19 protein-coding genes are annotated in these 14,198 nt (G+C 64.9%); 5 read left to right on the top strand and 14 right to left on the bottom strand.

From position 1 onward, the window contains the following. Window positions 1–23: 23 nt before the first annotated feature. The 4 genes from lon to tig form a co-directional block, all read right to left on the bottom strand. The gene (lon, locus tag BM070_RS15590) at window positions 24–2,459 is read right to left on the bottom strand and encodes an endopeptidase La (protein WP_092940347.1); all 2,436 of its coding nucleotides are present in this window, start codon (window positions 2,457–2,459) and stop codon (window positions 24–26) included. Between the two features lie 135 nt (window positions 2,460–2,594). Then, a complete protein-coding gene (clpX, locus tag BM070_RS15585; RefSeq protein ID WP_092940346.1) occupies window positions 2,595–3,860 on the bottom strand; it encodes an ATP-dependent Clp protease ATP-binding subunit ClpX in 1,266 nt (421 codons plus the stop codon). 101 nt (window positions 3,861–3,961) lie between these two features. Next, window positions 3,962–4,570, bottom strand: a complete 609-nt coding sequence (gene clpP, locus BM070_RS15580) for an ATP-dependent Clp endopeptidase proteolytic subunit ClpP (protein WP_092940345.1) — start codon at window positions 4,568–4,570, stop codon at window positions 3,962–3,964. A gap of 132 nt (window positions 4,571–4,702) precedes the next feature. Continuing rightward, window positions 4,703–6,016 carry a trigger factor gene (gene tig, locus BM070_RS15575; protein WP_092940344.1) on the bottom strand — a complete coding sequence of 438 codons (1,314 nt, stop codon included), beginning with the start codon at window positions 6,014–6,016 and terminating at the stop codon, window positions 4,703–4,705. A gap of 357 nt (window positions 6,017–6,373) precedes the next feature. Between tig and BM070_RS15570 the strand changes: the two genes are divergently transcribed. The 4 genes from BM070_RS15570 (at window position 6,374) to BM070_RS15555 (ending at window position 7,758) form a co-directional block, all read left to right on the top strand. Further along, window positions 6,374–6,556 (top strand): type II toxin-antitoxin system HicA family toxin, encoded by a 183-nt coding sequence (locus tag BM070_RS15570; RefSeq protein ID WP_353615607.1) that lies wholly within the window; start codon window positions 6,374–6,376, stop codon window positions 6,554–6,556. A gap of 70 nt (window positions 6,557–6,626) precedes the next feature. Next, window positions 6,627–7,064 carry a type II toxin-antitoxin system HicB family antitoxin gene (locus tag BM070_RS15565; protein WP_092940405.1) on the top strand — a complete coding sequence of 146 codons (438 nt, stop codon included), beginning with the start codon at window positions 6,627–6,629 and terminating at the stop codon, window positions 7,062–7,064. Between the two features lie 228 nt (window positions 7,065–7,292). Then, window positions 7,293–7,511 (top strand): hypothetical protein, encoded by a 219-nt coding sequence (locus BM070_RS15560; protein WP_139222859.1) that lies wholly within the window; start codon window positions 7,293–7,295, stop codon window positions 7,509–7,511. After that, window positions 7,492–7,758, top strand: a complete 267-nt coding sequence (locus BM070_RS15555) for a hypothetical protein (protein WP_139222858.1) — start codon at window positions 7,492–7,494, stop codon at window positions 7,756–7,758. Before BM070_RS15560 ends, BM070_RS15555 begins: the two co-directional genes overlap by 20 nt. 176 nt (window positions 7,759–7,934) lie before the next feature. Here BM070_RS15555 and BM070_RS24825 read toward each other — a convergent pair whose 3' ends face one another. Then, window positions 7,935–8,075 carry a hypothetical protein gene (locus tag BM070_RS24825; RefSeq protein WP_175518522.1) on the bottom strand — a complete coding sequence of 47 codons (141 nt, stop codon included), beginning with the start codon at window positions 8,073–8,075 and terminating at the stop codon, window positions 7,935–7,937. Between the two features lie 119 nt (window positions 8,076–8,194). Further along, window positions 8,195–8,488, bottom strand: coding sequence for a hypothetical protein (locus tag BM070_RS24320; RefSeq protein WP_139222857.1), 294 nt, complete (start codon window positions 8,486–8,488; stop codon window positions 8,195–8,197). A gap of 134 nt (window positions 8,489–8,622) precedes the next feature. On the opposite strand from BM070_RS24320, the gene BM070_RS24315 reads away from it, so the two are divergent. Continuing rightward, the gene (locus BM070_RS24315; protein ID WP_139222856.1) at window positions 8,623–8,865 is read left to right on the top strand and encodes a hypothetical protein; all 243 of its coding nucleotides are present in this window, start codon (window positions 8,623–8,625) and stop codon (window positions 8,863–8,865) included. A 1-nt stretch (window position 8,866) separates the two neighbouring features. Here the strand turns inward: BM070_RS24315 and BM070_RS24820 are convergent, their stop codons facing one another. The 8 genes from BM070_RS24820 to BM070_RS15515 form a co-directional block, all read right to left on the bottom strand. After that, on the bottom strand, window positions 8,867–9,040 hold the full coding sequence (locus BM070_RS24820; protein WP_175518521.1) for a hypothetical protein: 174 nt from the start codon (window positions 9,038–9,040) through the stop codon (window positions 8,867–8,869). Next, on the bottom strand, window positions 9,018–9,572 hold the full coding sequence (locus BM070_RS15545) for a hypothetical protein (RefSeq protein ID WP_092940340.1): 555 nt from the start codon (window positions 9,570–9,572) through the stop codon (window positions 9,018–9,020). Before BM070_RS15545 ends, BM070_RS24820 begins: the two co-directional genes overlap by 23 nt. Then, on the bottom strand, window positions 9,569–10,060 hold the full coding sequence (locus tag BM070_RS15540) for a glycoside hydrolase family 24 protein (protein WP_092940339.1): 492 nt from the start codon (window positions 10,058–10,060) through the stop codon (window positions 9,569–9,571). The genes BM070_RS15545 and BM070_RS15540 overlap by 4 nt, the downstream gene beginning before the upstream one ends. Beyond that, window positions 10,057–10,542: a hypothetical protein gene (locus BM070_RS15535; RefSeq protein WP_139222855.1), complete on the bottom strand. Its 486-nt coding sequence runs from the start codon at window positions 10,540–10,542 to the stop codon at window positions 10,057–10,059. The genes BM070_RS15540 and BM070_RS15535 overlap by 4 nt, the downstream gene beginning before the upstream one ends. After that, complete coding sequence (locus BM070_RS15530; protein ID WP_092940337.1) at window positions 10,526–10,978, bottom strand: hypothetical protein; 453 nt, start codon at window positions 10,976–10,978, stop codon at window positions 10,526–10,528. Before BM070_RS15530 ends, BM070_RS15535 begins: the two co-directional genes overlap by 17 nt. Beyond that, window positions 10,965–12,728, bottom strand: coding sequence for a tail fiber domain-containing protein (locus BM070_RS15525; RefSeq protein ID WP_092940336.1), 1,764 nt, complete (start codon window positions 12,726–12,728; stop codon window positions 10,965–10,967). Before BM070_RS15525 ends, BM070_RS15530 begins: the two co-directional genes overlap by 14 nt. Then, window positions 12,725–13,021 (bottom strand): hypothetical protein, encoded by a 297-nt coding sequence (locus BM070_RS15520; RefSeq protein WP_092940335.1) that lies wholly within the window; start codon window positions 13,019–13,021, stop codon window positions 12,725–12,727. The genes BM070_RS15525 and BM070_RS15520 overlap by 4 nt, the downstream gene beginning before the upstream one ends. 31 nt (window positions 13,022–13,052) lie before the next feature. After that, window positions 13,053–14,198: phage tail tip fiber protein (locus tag BM070_RS15515; RefSeq protein WP_139222854.1), on the bottom strand; the 1,146-nt coding region annotated here is incomplete at its 5' end.

The following is a 14,198-nucleotide window of genomic DNA, read 5'->3' as shown; positions in this document are numbered from 1 at the left end:
ACAAATTTTCGAACAGATGAAGATCAGTGCTTCACGGAGTCCGGAGCGCCCGCCTGCGGCTTGTCCACGGCTGCCGTCGCCACGGCGGCCGCAGCGGCCACCTCTTCGTCGGTCAGCGCGATGGGCTTGCGCTCGAGCGCCACTTCCAGCACCTTGTCGATCCAGCGCACCGGAACGATGTTCAGCCCCTGCTTCACGTTGTCGGGAATCTCCTGGAGATCCTTCACGTTCTCTTCGGGGATCAGCACCGTCTTGATGCCGCCGCGCAGAGCAGCCAGCAGCTTTTCCTTGAGGCCACCGATCGCCGTCACCTCGCCGCGCAAGGTGATCTCGCCGGTCATGGCCACGTCGCCGCGCACCGGAATGCCGGTCAGCGCCGACACGAAGGCCGTCGCCATCGCGGCGCCGGCGCTCGGGCCGTCCTTGGGCGTGGCGCCGTCCGGCACGTGGATGTGGACGTCGCGCTTTTCGAAGGCTTCGTCGCGGATGCCCAGTTGGCGTGCGCGGCTGCGGACCACGGTGCGCGCGGCCTCCACCGATTCCTTCATCACGTCGCCCAGCGATCCGGTGCGGGTGATCACGCCCTTGCCGGGCATGGTCGCCGCCTCGATGGTCAGCAGATCGCCGCCCACTTCGGTCCAGGCGAGGCCGACCACCTGGCCGACCTGGTTCTGCTCCTCGGCGCGGCCATAGGTGTACTTGCGCACGCCCAGGTAGTCGGGCAGGTTGTCGGCCGTGACCACGACCTGCGGCTCCAGCTTCTTGAGCTGCAGGCCCTTGACCACCTTGCGGCAGATCTTGGAGAGCTCGCGCTCCAGCGAACGCACGCCGGCTTCGCGGGTGTAGTAGCGCACCACGTCGCGCACGGCCTCTTCGGTCACGCGCAGCTCTTCGTCCTTGACGCCGTTGTTGGTCAGCTGCTTGGGCAGCAGGTAGCGCATGGCGATGTTGGTCTTCTCGTCCTCGGTGTAGCCCGAGAGGCGGATGACTTCCATGCGGTCCAGCAGCGCCGGCGGAATGTTCATCGAGTTCGACGTGGCGACGAACATCACGTCCGACAGGTCGAAGTCCACCTCGACGTAGTGATCGCCGAACTTGTGGTTCTGCTCCGGGTCCAGCACTTCCAGCAGCGCGCTGGAGGGGTCTCCGCGGAAGTCCGTGCCCAGCTTGTCGATCTCGTCGAGCAGGAAGAGCGGATTGCGCGTGCCGACCTTGTTCAGGCTCTGCAACACCTTGCCCGGCATGGCGCCGATGTAGGTGCGGCGGTGGCCGCGGATCTCGGCCTCGTCACGCATGCCGCCCAGCGCCATGCGGACGTACTTGCGCCCCGTGGCCTTGGCGATCGACTGGCCGAGCGAGGTCTTGCCCACGCCCGGTGGGCCGACCAGGCACAGGATGGGCGCCTTGACCTTGTCCACGCGCTGCTGCACCGCGAGGTATTCGAGGATGCGGTCCTTGACCTTGTCGAGGCCGTAGTGGTCTTCGTTGAGCACTTCCTCGGCATTGGGCAGGTCGTGCTTGATCTTGGTCTTCTTGCTCCAGGGCAGGCCCGTGAGCACGTCGATGTAGTTGCGCACCACGGTGGCCTCGGCCGACATGGGCGACATCAGCTTGAGCTTCTTGAGCTCGCCTTCGGCCTTCTTGCGCGCCTCGGCCGGCATCTTGGCGGCCTTGATCTTCTTCTCGACCTCTTCGATGTCGGCGCCCTCTTCGCCTTCGCCGAGTTCCTTCTGGATGGCCTTGACCTGCTCGTTCAGGTAGAAGTCGCGCTGGTTCTTCTCCATCTGCCGCTTCACGCGGCCGCGGATCTTCTTGTCCACGTTGAGGATGTCCACCTCGCGGTCGAGCTGCTCGAAGAGGTTTTCCAGGCGCAGCTTGACGTCGGCCAGATCGAGCACGGCCTGCTTGTTCTCGAGCTTGAGCGGCAGGTGGGCGGCGATGGTGTCGGCCAGGCGGCCCGGGTCGTCGATGCTGGAGATGGAGGTCAGGATTTCCGGCGGGATCTTCTTGTTCAGCTTGACGTACTGGTCGAACTGCTGCATCACGGCGCGGCGCAGCGCCTCGATCTCGCTGGGCTTGTGGCCGTCGTCATTCGCCTCGACCGGGCTGACGGTGGCGTTGAAATGGGTCTCGGCGTCCTCGATGGACTTCACCACGGCGCGCTGCTGGCCTTCCACGAGCACCTTCACGGTGCCGTCGGGCAGCTTCAGCATCTGCAGGATGGTGGAGACGCAGCCCACGTCGAACATGTCCGACACCAGGGGCTCGTCCTTGGCGGCGGCCTTCTGCGCCACCAGCATGATGCGGCGGTCGCCGTCCATGGCCAGCTCCAGCGCCTTGATGCTCTTGGCACGCCCGACGAAGAGCGGGATCACCATGTGGGGAAAGACCACCACGTCGCGCAGGGGCAGCAGCGGCAGATCGAGGGGGGATGAAGGCAGGGGGGTGTGTCCGGACATGGAAATCCTCATGAAGCTCTGTGGAAGGTGGTCCGCAGACGTAAATTTTCAACCCTCGGCATGACGGCGATCTCCACCGCCGCCGCCGAAGGCTCGTGCTGGAGGCACACCCGGGGGCCCCGCAGCACGATGGTGTCAGGCCTTCTTGGCCGCCTCGCGATAGACCAGCAGCGGCGGCTTGTTCTCGTCGATGGTCGATTCGTCCACCACGACCTTCTCTACGTTCGTGGCGTTGGGCAGGTCGAACATGGTGCCGATCAGCGACTGCTCCAGGATGGAACGCAGGCCGCGGGCGCCCGTCTTGCGTGCCAGCGCCTTGCGGGCGATGGCCTTGAGCGCGGCGGGGCGGATCTCCAGATCCACGCCTTCCATCGACAGCAGGCGGCTGTACTGCTTGACCAGCGCGTTCTTGGGCTCGGTCAGGATTTCGACCAGCGCGTCCTCGCTGAGCTCGGCCAGGGCCGTGACCACCGGCATGCGGCCGACCAGTTCGGGAATCAGGCCGAACTTGATCAGGTCTTCCGGTTCGATCTCGGTGAAGACTTCGGTCAGCGAACGCTGCTTCTTGCTCTTGACCGTTGCGCCGAAGCCGATGCCGGAGGCTTCGGTACGGTTCTCGATCACCTTTTCGAGGCCCGCGAACGCGCCGCCGCAGATGAACAGGATGTTGGTCGTGTCGATCTGCAGGAAGTCCTGGTTCGGGTGCTTGCGCCCGCCCTGGGGCGGCACGCTGGCCATGGTGCCTTCGATCAGCTTGAGCAGGGCCTGCTGCACGCCTTCGCCCGACACGTCGCGCGTGATGCTGGGGTTGTCGGACTTGCGCGAGATCTTGTCGATTTCGTCGATATAGACGATGCCGCGCTGGGCACGCTCGACCTCGTAGTTGCAGCTCTGCAGCAGCTTCTGGACGATGTTCTCGACGTCTTCGCCCACGTAGCCGGCCTCGGTCAGCGTCGTGGCGTCGGCCATGACGAAGGGCACGTCCAGCATGCGCGCCAGGGTCTGGGCCAGCAGCGTCTTGCCGGAGCCGGTCGGACCGATCAGCAGGATGTTGCTCTTGGACAGCTCGACGTCGTCCTTGCCGGCCTTGTCCTTGTGGCGCAAGCGCTTGTAGTGGTTGTAGACCGCCACGGCCAGCGTGCGCTTGGCGACATCCTGGCCGATGACGTAGTTGTCCAGGTTGGCCTTGATCTCTGCGGGCGTGGGCAGATCGCCGCGCGTGTCGCGCACGCCGTCGCCTGCGGGCAGCTCATCGCGGATGATCTCGTTGCACAGGTCAATGCACTCGTCGCAGATAAAGACAGACGGACCGGCGATCAGCTTCTTCACTTCATGCTGGCTTTTGCCGCAGAAAGAGCAGTAGAGGGTTTTTTCGCTGGAGGAGCCTTTTTTCTCGGCCATGGGGGCAGTGCCTTATGACAGGGGAAGTGTCAAGATGATAACGAAATAAAAAGCGGCGCCTCCCCTCGTGGGGAAACGCCGCTCTCGACGGTGAGGGGCGATCAGGGACGCTTGGCGATCACCTGGTCCACCAGCCCGTAATCCTTGGCTTCGTCGGCGGTCAGGAAGTAATCGCGCTCGGTGTCAGCCTTGACCTTCTCGAGCGGCTGGCCGGTACGTTCGGCCAGGATGCGGTTCATCTGGTCCTTCGTACGCAGGATGTCCCGTGCGTGGATCTCGATGTCCGTGGCCTGGCCGCGTGCGCCGCCCAGCACCTGGTGGATCATGATCTTGGAGTTGGGCAGCGAGAAGCGCTTGCCCTTGGCGCCGGCCGCCAGCAGGAAGGCGCCCATGCTGGCCGCGAAGCCCACGCACATGGTGGACACGTCGGGCTTGATGAACTGCATGGTGTCGTAGATCGCCATGCCGGCCGTCACGCTGCCGCCGGGGGAGTTGATGTAGAAGGAGATGTCCTTGTCGGGGTTCTCGCTCTCCAGGAACAGCAGCTGCGCCACCACCAGGTTGGCGGTCTGGTCATTGACCTCGCCCACCAGGAAGATGATCCGCTCCTTGAGCAGGCGCGAGTAGATGTCGTAGGACCGCTCGCCGCGGCCCGACTGCTCGATGACCATGGGCACCATGCCCAGAGCCTGTGTTTCCAGTGCGCTCATGTTTACTCAACCCTTGTTTGTGCGGTCGGACAATACTGTATCCAGAAATGATTTGGGGCTTGCGCCGCAAAGCACAAGCCCCTTCCAAGCGGCGTCAGCCCGGAGCAGAACCCTGGGCGATGCGCCGGTTCATCAGCCCTGCTGGCCCATCAGCTCGTCGAACGAGACGGCCTTCTCGGACACCTTGGCCTTGCTCAGCACGAAGTCGGTCACGTTGTTCTCGACCACGACGGCTTCCACTTCGGCCAGACGCTGGCGGTCGCCGAAGTACCAGCGCACCACGTCTTCGGGCTTCTCGTAGCTGGCGGCCAGCTCATCGACGTGGGCCTTCAGTTGCTCGGGCTTGGCATGCAGGTCGTTGGCACGGACCAGTTCGGCCACCACCAGGCCCAGGCGCACGCGGCGCTCGGCTTGCGGGCGGAACACGTCGTCCGGGATCTCGGCCTTGTCGGCGTCCTTGATGCCGCGCTGCTTCAGGTCGGCACGGGCGCCTTCCAGCAGGCGGGCGATTTCGGCCTGCACGCTGGCGTTGGGCAGGTCCAGTTCGGACTTGGACACCAGGGCGTCCATCACGGCTTGCTTGTTGCGGGCCAGGATGCGGAACTTGACTTCGCGCTCCAGGTTCTTCTTGATGTCGGCGCGCAGGCCGTCCACGGTGCCGTCGGCGATGCCGAGCGACTTGGCCAGCTGTTCGTTGACTTCGGGCAGGTGGGCGGCTTCGATGTTCTTCAGCGTGACCAGGAAGTCAGCCGTCTTGCCGGCCACGTCCTTGCCGTGGTAGTCAGCGGGGAAGGCCAGCGGGAAGGTCTTGCTTTCGCCGGTCTTCATGCCGCGCACGGCGTCTTCGAATTCCTTGAGCATCTGGCCTTCGCCGACCAGGAACTGGAAGTCTTCGGCCTTGCCGCCCTGGAAGACTTCACCGTCGATCTTGCCTTCGAAGTCCACGGTCACGCGGTCGCCGTCTTCGGCGGCCGAACCCATGGCGCGCTGGGCGAAGGTGCGGCGCTGCTTGCGCAGGATGTCCACGGTCTTGTCGATGGCGCTGTCGGTCACTTCGGCCGTGAGCTTCTCGACTTCGGCTTCGGACAGGTCGCCGATCTTGACGTCGGGGAACACTTCGAAGATGGCGTCGAAGGTCACCTGGCCTTCGGGAGCGCCTTCCTTCTCGGTGATGCGGGGCTGGCCGGCCACGCGCAGGTTGGCTTCGTTGGCAGCCTGGGCGAAGGCTTCGCCGACCTTGTCGTTCAGCACTTCGTACTGCACCGAGTAGCCATAGCGCTGGGCGACCACGTTCATCGGCACCTTGCCGGGACGGAAGCCGTCCATCTTGACGGTGCGGGCCAGGCGCTTGAGGCGCGCGTCCACTTCGGACTGGATGCTGGTGACGGGCAGGCTCAGCGTGATCTTGCGCTCGAGCTTCTCAAGGGTTTCAACAGTAACTGCCATGGCTCTTCCTAGATTTGAATGGATGAACGCGTGCGGCCGCCTCGTTGCGGCGGCCGCTTGCGTGGTGCGCGGGGGGCGGCTCGGCCACCCAACAAAATCAACAACTTATGCAGTGTGCGCGGGATTGGCGCGGGATGAGCACGCGGCTCGCAAACAGCAAAGCCCACAATTATAAGCAGCGCCCCGATGGACACCCTCAGCGCCCAACAGGCCACGCCCGGCCGCAGCACATCAGCAGCACAGCTACAGCGCGGGCCACATGATGACAGGTCATCCTGGTTCGCCCGAAAACAAACAAAAATGCCTGCATAGATAAGCATTAATGTTTATACTTCATTCCATCGCAACAACAGGAAGGTGGAAGTGAAGCAAAGCGAATTCAGACGGTATCTGAAGTCTCTGGGAGCCACGTTCAAGCAAGGCACACGACACGAGAAGGTCTATCTGAACGGCAAACGCTCGATGCTAGGCAGACACCCTAACGAAGAGCTGAAAGAGGGAACCAGACACAAGATCCTCAAGGACTTAGGACTCAAATAAGGAGGCAGGCCCGAAAGGGCCTAGCCTGAATTCCTGAGCTTCGCACCACCGGAAAGCACTATCCATGCATATGCACAAGTACCCCGCCCACTTCGATCCCGCCCCCGAAGGGGGCTACACCGTCACGTTCCGCGACATCCCCGAAGCCGTCACCCAGGGCGACACCATGGAGGAGGCGCGGGACCGCGCGCGTGACGCGCTGGTCACGGCGATGGATTTCTATTTCGAGGATGGTCAGGCGGTGCCCAAGCCCAGCGCGCCGCAAGAGGGCGAGCAGCTGGTCACCCTGCCCCCTTCGGTAGCCGCCAAGGTCGCGCTACTCAATGCCCGGCTGGAGACTGGCGCAAAGCCCGCCGATGTGGCCAGGACGATGGGAGTCAAGCCGCAGGAGATGACGCGGATTTTCGACCTGCAGCATGCCACCAAGATCGACACCGTGGCCGCCGCACTGGCGGCTATGGGGTATGAGCTGCGGGTGGAGGTGACAAAGGCCGCCCCCCATCGCTGATACGGCCTTCGCGCGCAGCAGTTCCCTTGCCCTCGATGTCCGACAAGTTCGGTGGAGTATCACGGTTGCACATGGGCACTCCTGTTTTCCGAGCAGCCAGCGTAGAGCCGGCGCGGTCAGAGATTGCGCAAGAAGGCAAATGCGTCACGTCGGTCGGCTGCACCTCTTGCATGGCCCGCAATACTGTACGAACATACAGTAAAAGAGCCGCACCACCGAAAGCACACCATGAACCCATCCGAACATCCAGCAGCAGACGCTTGGCTGATGTATCCGACCTGGCTTGGCTACTCCGAGACGTTGCCACTGGAGCGGCCTGCCGACGCCTACGTCATCGAAGAGATCGCGGCCAGTGGTCGCTGGATCTGCCGCGCGAAAGACAACGGCAGCGTGGCATATGAGGGTGCAGGCCCGATCAGGATCATCGATGAGCCCATCCCTTTCTGAACCCACGAACGGCGTGCTGGCCCAGGTCTGCGGCGACGAGATAAGCGAAGCCATGGCTACCCTGCCCTCCATCCATAGCTGCACCTTCGAGCAGATGACGGCAGATATCCAGGGACGCATCTCGGGCTGGGTGCGCATCACGTTCAAACGCGCGAGCTTGCGCCACGGCAAGACCACCCGGGCGTTCTGGCAGGCAATCCACGCAGAACCTATTTGGGACCCGGATGATCCCCGCAATGTGTGGTGAGCAAGACATGGCTGCAGGCGAGCGCGACTTGCGCGCCCTCGCCTGCCAAGCGCAGCTTCTGCAGCCCGACGAGCCGATGCCCGAAGGCCTGCTAGAGTTTGCGCTACTGATCGTGCATGCGTGTGCACAGATCGGGGACGGCTACTGGCGTGACGATGCCAGCGCGGGGCAGCATATCAGGGCCGTTTATTACCCTTAGACGCCGCCTCTGTAGCAGCATGGCCGGCCAGTTCACGAAGACGCGGCGCCAGACCGTCCAGCACGGCCGCGCGCTCAAGGGTGAGGCGCAGCAGGTCCACGTAAAGGCCTGAGGGCATGTCGGTGGCACCGGCTACCCACCGGCGCACCGTACGATCCGACACGCCCAGGTCACGCGCAAGTGCTGACTGCCACTGAGGCCCGTACATGGCCTCACCCGCCTCGATGAGCAATCGACTCACGCGGCCAACTCGGGATTAGGTACGGCGTTGAAGCGCTGCAGCAGATCCAAGGCGGTCACGTTATCCGGATTGTCATCCTTGATGTAGCCAGCAATCGCCCGAGCAGTGACCTGATTACGGTAGCGCTCCCCACCGGACATGCGGGCATCTTTGTTGTCGATCACGTTATCCCATGGTGCAAACGTGCGTCCATCAGGATGCACCAACACAGGCACCCCGCCACTACTTGCTGGATGCTCGTCGCTTAGCACATAGTCGATCCCCGCCACATTCACAGAAACTGTCGTCATCTTTGGCCTCCTCGCCAATTTGCGCGGGCCTGATTGCCCTGTGCATGTCCTAATATTAGGACAATTTTTACCGCGATGCAAGTTCTCACGCAGTCGTGATGAAACACTAAGAGACCACAACCAGGAAGCCAACGATGGGATACAAGACGACCTACAAGGGCATCGAAATCGAAATCACCACCTACCCCCATCCCGACATGCCGGGATACTGGTTTCCACATGCGCAGATGCGTAACCCTCGAACCGGAATCGAAGAGCCTGTCGCACTGCGCCCCCAGCGGGGCAGCAAACAAGAAGCCGATGCATTAGTCCTCGAAGAAGCGGCTGAACGCATTCGATTCGGGAACAACGGCCTCGGTCTCTTGCCCGGCGAGTAAATCAGTCGATGCGCGGCAGCGGCTCCGCGTCGTTGACCGGCACCGCCCGCCGCGCCAAGCGCTGGCGCAAGGCCTCGGCCTGCAGGCGCTCTGCACGCGCCAGGCGCTGCTGCACCTGGCGCGCCTGGCGGCGCTGCCCGGGGCGGCTGGCGCTACCGGCTGGCGCGCTGCGCATCACGCTGCTCCTCGGCGTCCAGGATCTGGTTGACCTGGCTGGCCACCTCCGCGTACTGCGCCCTGCAGGCCGCTATCTGCGCGGCCGTGGCGCGCTCGCTGGCGTAGCCGGCGGGGGCGGCGTCAGCTCCAGATCCGGCAGCGGCCGGGGCCGGACCCGCAGGGTCGCCGGCAGCGGCTCGCAGGCCCAGCCCGCCGGCGGGCTTGCCGATGTTGTTGAGCAGGCCGACAGTGCGGCCGTCGAGACAAGCACGGCCATCAGAAAGCAAAGCGATTTGCGCATTTGCGGCTCCCAGTTGAGTGTTGACGTGTGCAAGCGCGGCGGCATGCAGGCCGGCCGCCTTGTCGTTCATTTCGCGCGCCTGGCGGACGTCCGCCTGGCGCAGCTCATCGGCCTCGCGCTCGCGCTGCAGGCGCTGGGCCTCTTTGGCGCCGTAGCGCCATTCCTGCGCCTGCCAGGCGCCGGCGCTGGCCAGCGCGGCGGCAACCAGGGCCACGGCCGCATAGGGCGTCAGGCTGGGCAGCGGCGTCATGCGACCACCCCGCCGGCCCGCTGGTACGCGGCGATGAGGTTGGGCAGCTTGTGCTCGTTCTGCCCGTAGCCGGCGCCAGGCAGGCTCGCCCAGATGTTGCGGATGCGGCTGACCGCATCCACGATGCGCCCGGCCTGGATCAGCTCCAGCGCGCGGCGCTCCCGGATCTGCTGGATGGCCACCAGATCCTGCGACAGGGGCCCGAAGTCCGGCAGGCCCAGCTGGCGGCGGTAGGCATCCCAGTACCGCGACAGCAGTTGGTAGCGGCCTGCGGCCGTGGACTTGATGCCCAGCCGGGGCAGATCGACCAGGCGCCGCGGGTGGTCCGCGTAGCCGGTGAACAGGCCGCCGCCCACCACCACGTCATACCCCCGGTCGTTGGTGGCCTGGCGGCCGTTGTCGGTGCCCTCGCTCCACGCCAACATGTCCAGCACGGCGCACACGTTCAGGCCACCCGCCTGCTGGGGCGAGATCTCGCATCGCTTCATGGTTGACCTCCCGCCGGCGGCGCCGGCACGTCGTTGGAACCCTGGCGCAGCTTGCTGCGCGCCGTATCGATCACCTCGGAGGCCAAGCGGTCCACCACGCCCAGCCAACGGCCGCGCGAGTAGCCAGCGGCCAGGATGACCAGCACACGCAGGTCGCGGGTGATGTGGGGCAGCGACATCATCGTGATGCCGCCGGCGAACGAGTTGTAGCCCTGGATGCACAGGTACGCCACCCCGCCCCCGATCAGCGCCACCACCAGGTCCTTGAGCAGCAGCACGCGCGTGTTGCCCACCACCGTGGTCTGCGACACCAGCGTGATGACCGTGCGCCCCGCCCCGCCCAGCAGCCCAGCCGCCAGCGCGAACACCAGCGAGAGCCAGTCGTAGGTCGCCACATCCTCGGCAAACGTCGTGCTGGCCCACACCAGGCTGTGAAAGCTAGCGATCCATACCAGGACCATGCGGCTATAGATGGGTCGCATCGGCGGTCTCCCTGATCTGTTGCGCGTTGAGCGAAATGCCGTAGGTGAGACCCATCACCAGCGAGCCGATGGCGCGCATGCCGTAGGCCCACTCAACGCCGCCCAGGTCGAGCGGCAGCGAGAGGTTGGCCAGATAGATCCACGTGGCTGCTGCACCCAGCGCGCCGCCGGCGGCCCAGGCACGGGGCCATCGGTCGCCCAGCCGCGCCGGGCGCAGCACCAGCCACACCAAGTGCGGCAGCGTGGCGAGCAGGCACAGGCCGAACGCCGCGATCACGCACCAGACCGATGGCGCGACGCCGGCCACCTCGGCGATGACGCTCTGCGGCACGGCGAGCAGGTAGAACACCGGCTCGGCCAGCGAGATCACGAAGGCCAGGGTGAGCAGCGCGGCGAGCATGCGCACCTCGATGCGGTCTTGTTCATGCTGCTGCATCTCGCCCCCCCTCCAGCGCCTTGATGCGCGCATGCAAGGCCTGCACGGACGCGATGAGCGCCGGGATGAATTGCTCGTATCGAAGTCCCCAGGTGTCGCTCGCTTCGTCGCGGATCAGGCCAGCGAAGTCCGCGCCAGTGAGGCCCATCGACTCCAGCGCCGCCAACACTTGCTGCGCAAACAGCCCTTCGTGGCGGCGCACACCCTCGCTGACCTTGCGCTCCTGACGAGTCTTCGGCCGGCGCACGATGTGCATGCGCGGCACCGGGTGCATGACGGGGTCACCATGCGCGTCGAGCAGCGGTGCGCCGGCTTCGTTGGTGACGGGCAGCAGATCGACCACTGGCACCCGCTCTTCGCGCTCGATGGCTTTCTGCACCGGGCGGCCGTCCACGATCACGATTTCCACGCCGGCTACCTTGCGCGTCTCGTAGAGCGGCTCTTGCACCTCGTCGTAGCCGTCATCCACCGTTTCTACCGACACCTTCGCGTCGGCGATCCGATACGACACCGGCTGCAGCGCAAGCACGAAGTCCAAGCCCAGAGATGGCTTCGGGTCGAGCTTTGCCCGGGCGTCCGACGTCACGACAGGGTTGGTCGCCAGATAAGCTGTGAGCCAGCGGAAATTCGAGTTGCCCAGCGCAGTAGTGTTGTCGGTAGCTGGACGGACAACACCAGCATCTGGCGCCAAGCAAAGATTCTGGGTGGACCGGACCACAAAGGTCGATCCGTCACCGCCGCCGATGGCTCCACCGCCATCCGATCCTATGTAGCCCAAAGGCGCGTCAGTCCCGCCCCGGTAGAAAGCTCCATAAGTCGATGCGGCAGCGCCAGATTTGAAGCCGAACCACTGCCCCGGACCACTGCTCACGGAGATCGAAGACTGAGAAAAAATACCGCCGGGGAAGGTTCCTGCACCGGAATTATCAAAAACGATCGGGGCGGCATTCCCAAGATACAGCCGGGCTTTAATCAGCCCGCTGGTGCTGCCCTCTTCGCTGACCGTGAGCGCTGCGAGGTAGCGCACGCCCTGATGAATGGCGACAAAAAGCGAATACTCCAGAGCCTCGTTATTTGCGTCGAGACTAAGCAGGGAAGGACGGGCGCCCCAATGCAGCGAGCTGGGCGCACCGATGTCACCTTTCTGCGCGATCGATGTGGAGTCCCCATCGAATGTGATAGATCCTGCGAGATGCCCCCCGATCAGCGGCAACTTGCCATCCAGCGCCGTTTGCTGCGAGTCGCTGATCGGGGCCTTTTTCCACGTTGTACCGCTGGGCGTGCCATCGGGCGCAACGCTGGCTGTCTTGACCCCGCCCTGCCATTGCTCGATCACGTTGTCGCCTGGCAGGTTGACGCCCGTGTCGTCATCGATGAGCCCGCGCAGCGACGGCCGCAGCACGTTATCGACCAGCGCGCCGGCGGCGAACCTGCCCACGCCCGCGCGCTGCGCCACATCGGCGAACGTCTGCAGCAGCTGCCCCGCCTGGCTGGATAGCTCGATGAGGCGCGCGGCCGTGGCGATGGGTTTGATCTGATAGGCAGCGCCCACCACGGAAGCGCCCAGATAGGCGCTGGTGAGCGTGATGGACGTGTCGCTGCCCACGGCCTGGATCTCGTAGTCGCGGCCGTCCTGCAGCGTGATCGCGTCGCCAGCCTCCGCCTTGGCGGCGAGCCACGCGGTGCCGGCGCCGACCACGTTGGGCGTGCCGTTGGTGAGGGTCACCGTGCCCGTGCGATACCAGCTCATGCCGAGGCCTCCGGTGCGTAGATGGGGGTGGCGCCGCTCAGCAGCTGGCCGGGCTGGGCCAGCAGCGCGCGGTAGATGTCCTGCTCGCCCTGGGGCAGCAGCTGCAGCTGCACGTTGATGGAATCCACGGGCTGCTTTGCCGCCGCCGACATGAAGCAGCCCAGGGTCGCCACGGTGGACTTGTTGGGCACGTCCACGCCGTAGCGCAGCAGGACGTGGCGGGTCGGCTCGGTGCCGGTGGCCTCGCTCTGGATGGTTTTTTCGAGGGCGATGATGTGGGTTTCTTGGGTCATGGTTGGTTGCTTTCTTTCAGTCAAAAATCGATCAGCGGCGGAAGGCCTTGAGCGAAAAAACGGCGCGCATGATGTAGGCGCCCCGCACGAAGAGCGTGTATGTCTTGGCTCCGCTGTCGGCAGGCAGAACGACTTCGGTGAAGCCGATGTCAGGCCCCCCGGCCGCCAGCAGCGCGCCGTCGCGCCAGATCTCCCAGTTGAAAAACTCCGGCCGCAGCGAGTTGGAGCTATCACCACCCTGATCGGGTGTACGCACGGAACACGTGATGCCCGCCAGCACCCACGCGCCGCCGGGGTCGTAGCCGCCAATATCGATCTGCTCCTGACTGGACTGCTGGCGGTACGGCGCGGCCTGCGCACGGATGCGCGTGATCTCTTCGCCGCGGATCTGCAGCGCGCCGATCACGTTGACCTGGTTGATCTCCATGCCGTTGTTGTCGAGGCGGCCCCACGGGCCTTCCAGGCGCATGTACCCGCCGTCACGGTGCATCGACAGCCGCATGGCGCCGGCCTGGATCTCTGCGATGACATCGCCCCAGTCGCTGCGCGCGAAGATGAAGCCGGAGCCCCCATCGCCCAGCCACTTGTTGGCGCTGCGCACGTAGCCCCAGCCGCCGGCACCGTCGGATGCGATGTCCATGCGGCCGGCGTTGACGTAGCCCAGCCGCGCCGTGAACGCCGACAGCTCTTGCACCAAGATGTGCCGGGCCCGCATGGCGCCATCAAGGACTACATCACCACCGATCCCCACGGTGTCCACGCCGTTGACCTGGCCGCCCGTGAGCAGGTAGCGCGGCTCGTCGTTGACCCGGCGCGCGAAGGCAAAGCGGTCGGCCAAAAACACCATCTCGACCGACTGGCCGTTGTTGTTGATGGCCATGCCGCCCACGTATTTGCCCGCGATCACCGACAGGCCCCACGTGGCCGAAAAACGCCCGTCCAGCCCCGCAAGGGCCTGGCCGTACTGACTGATGCTGGCCGAGTGCCCGCCCACCGTGGCCGACAGGCCCGAGAGCTGCGAGGCCTGGGCGGATTGCTCCGACGCCAGGGCCTGCAGCGATGTGGTTGCGCTGGCCTTGTTGTCCCCCACGGTGGCCGTGAGCGATTGCAGCTGCTGGGTGAGCGCATCGTCCTTCGAGGCCCGCGCCGATGCCTCGCTCGCCAGCGCGGCCGAGGT

Origin of the sequence: Paracidovorax wautersii (genome assembly GCF_900113035.1) — a bacterium.
GTDB lineage: Bacteria > Pseudomonadota > Gammaproteobacteria > Burkholderiales > Burkholderiaceae_C > Paracidovorax > Paracidovorax wautersii.
The sequence above is the reverse complement of the archived record's forward strand: the minus strand, read 5'-3'. Positions and strand labels throughout refer to the sequence as shown.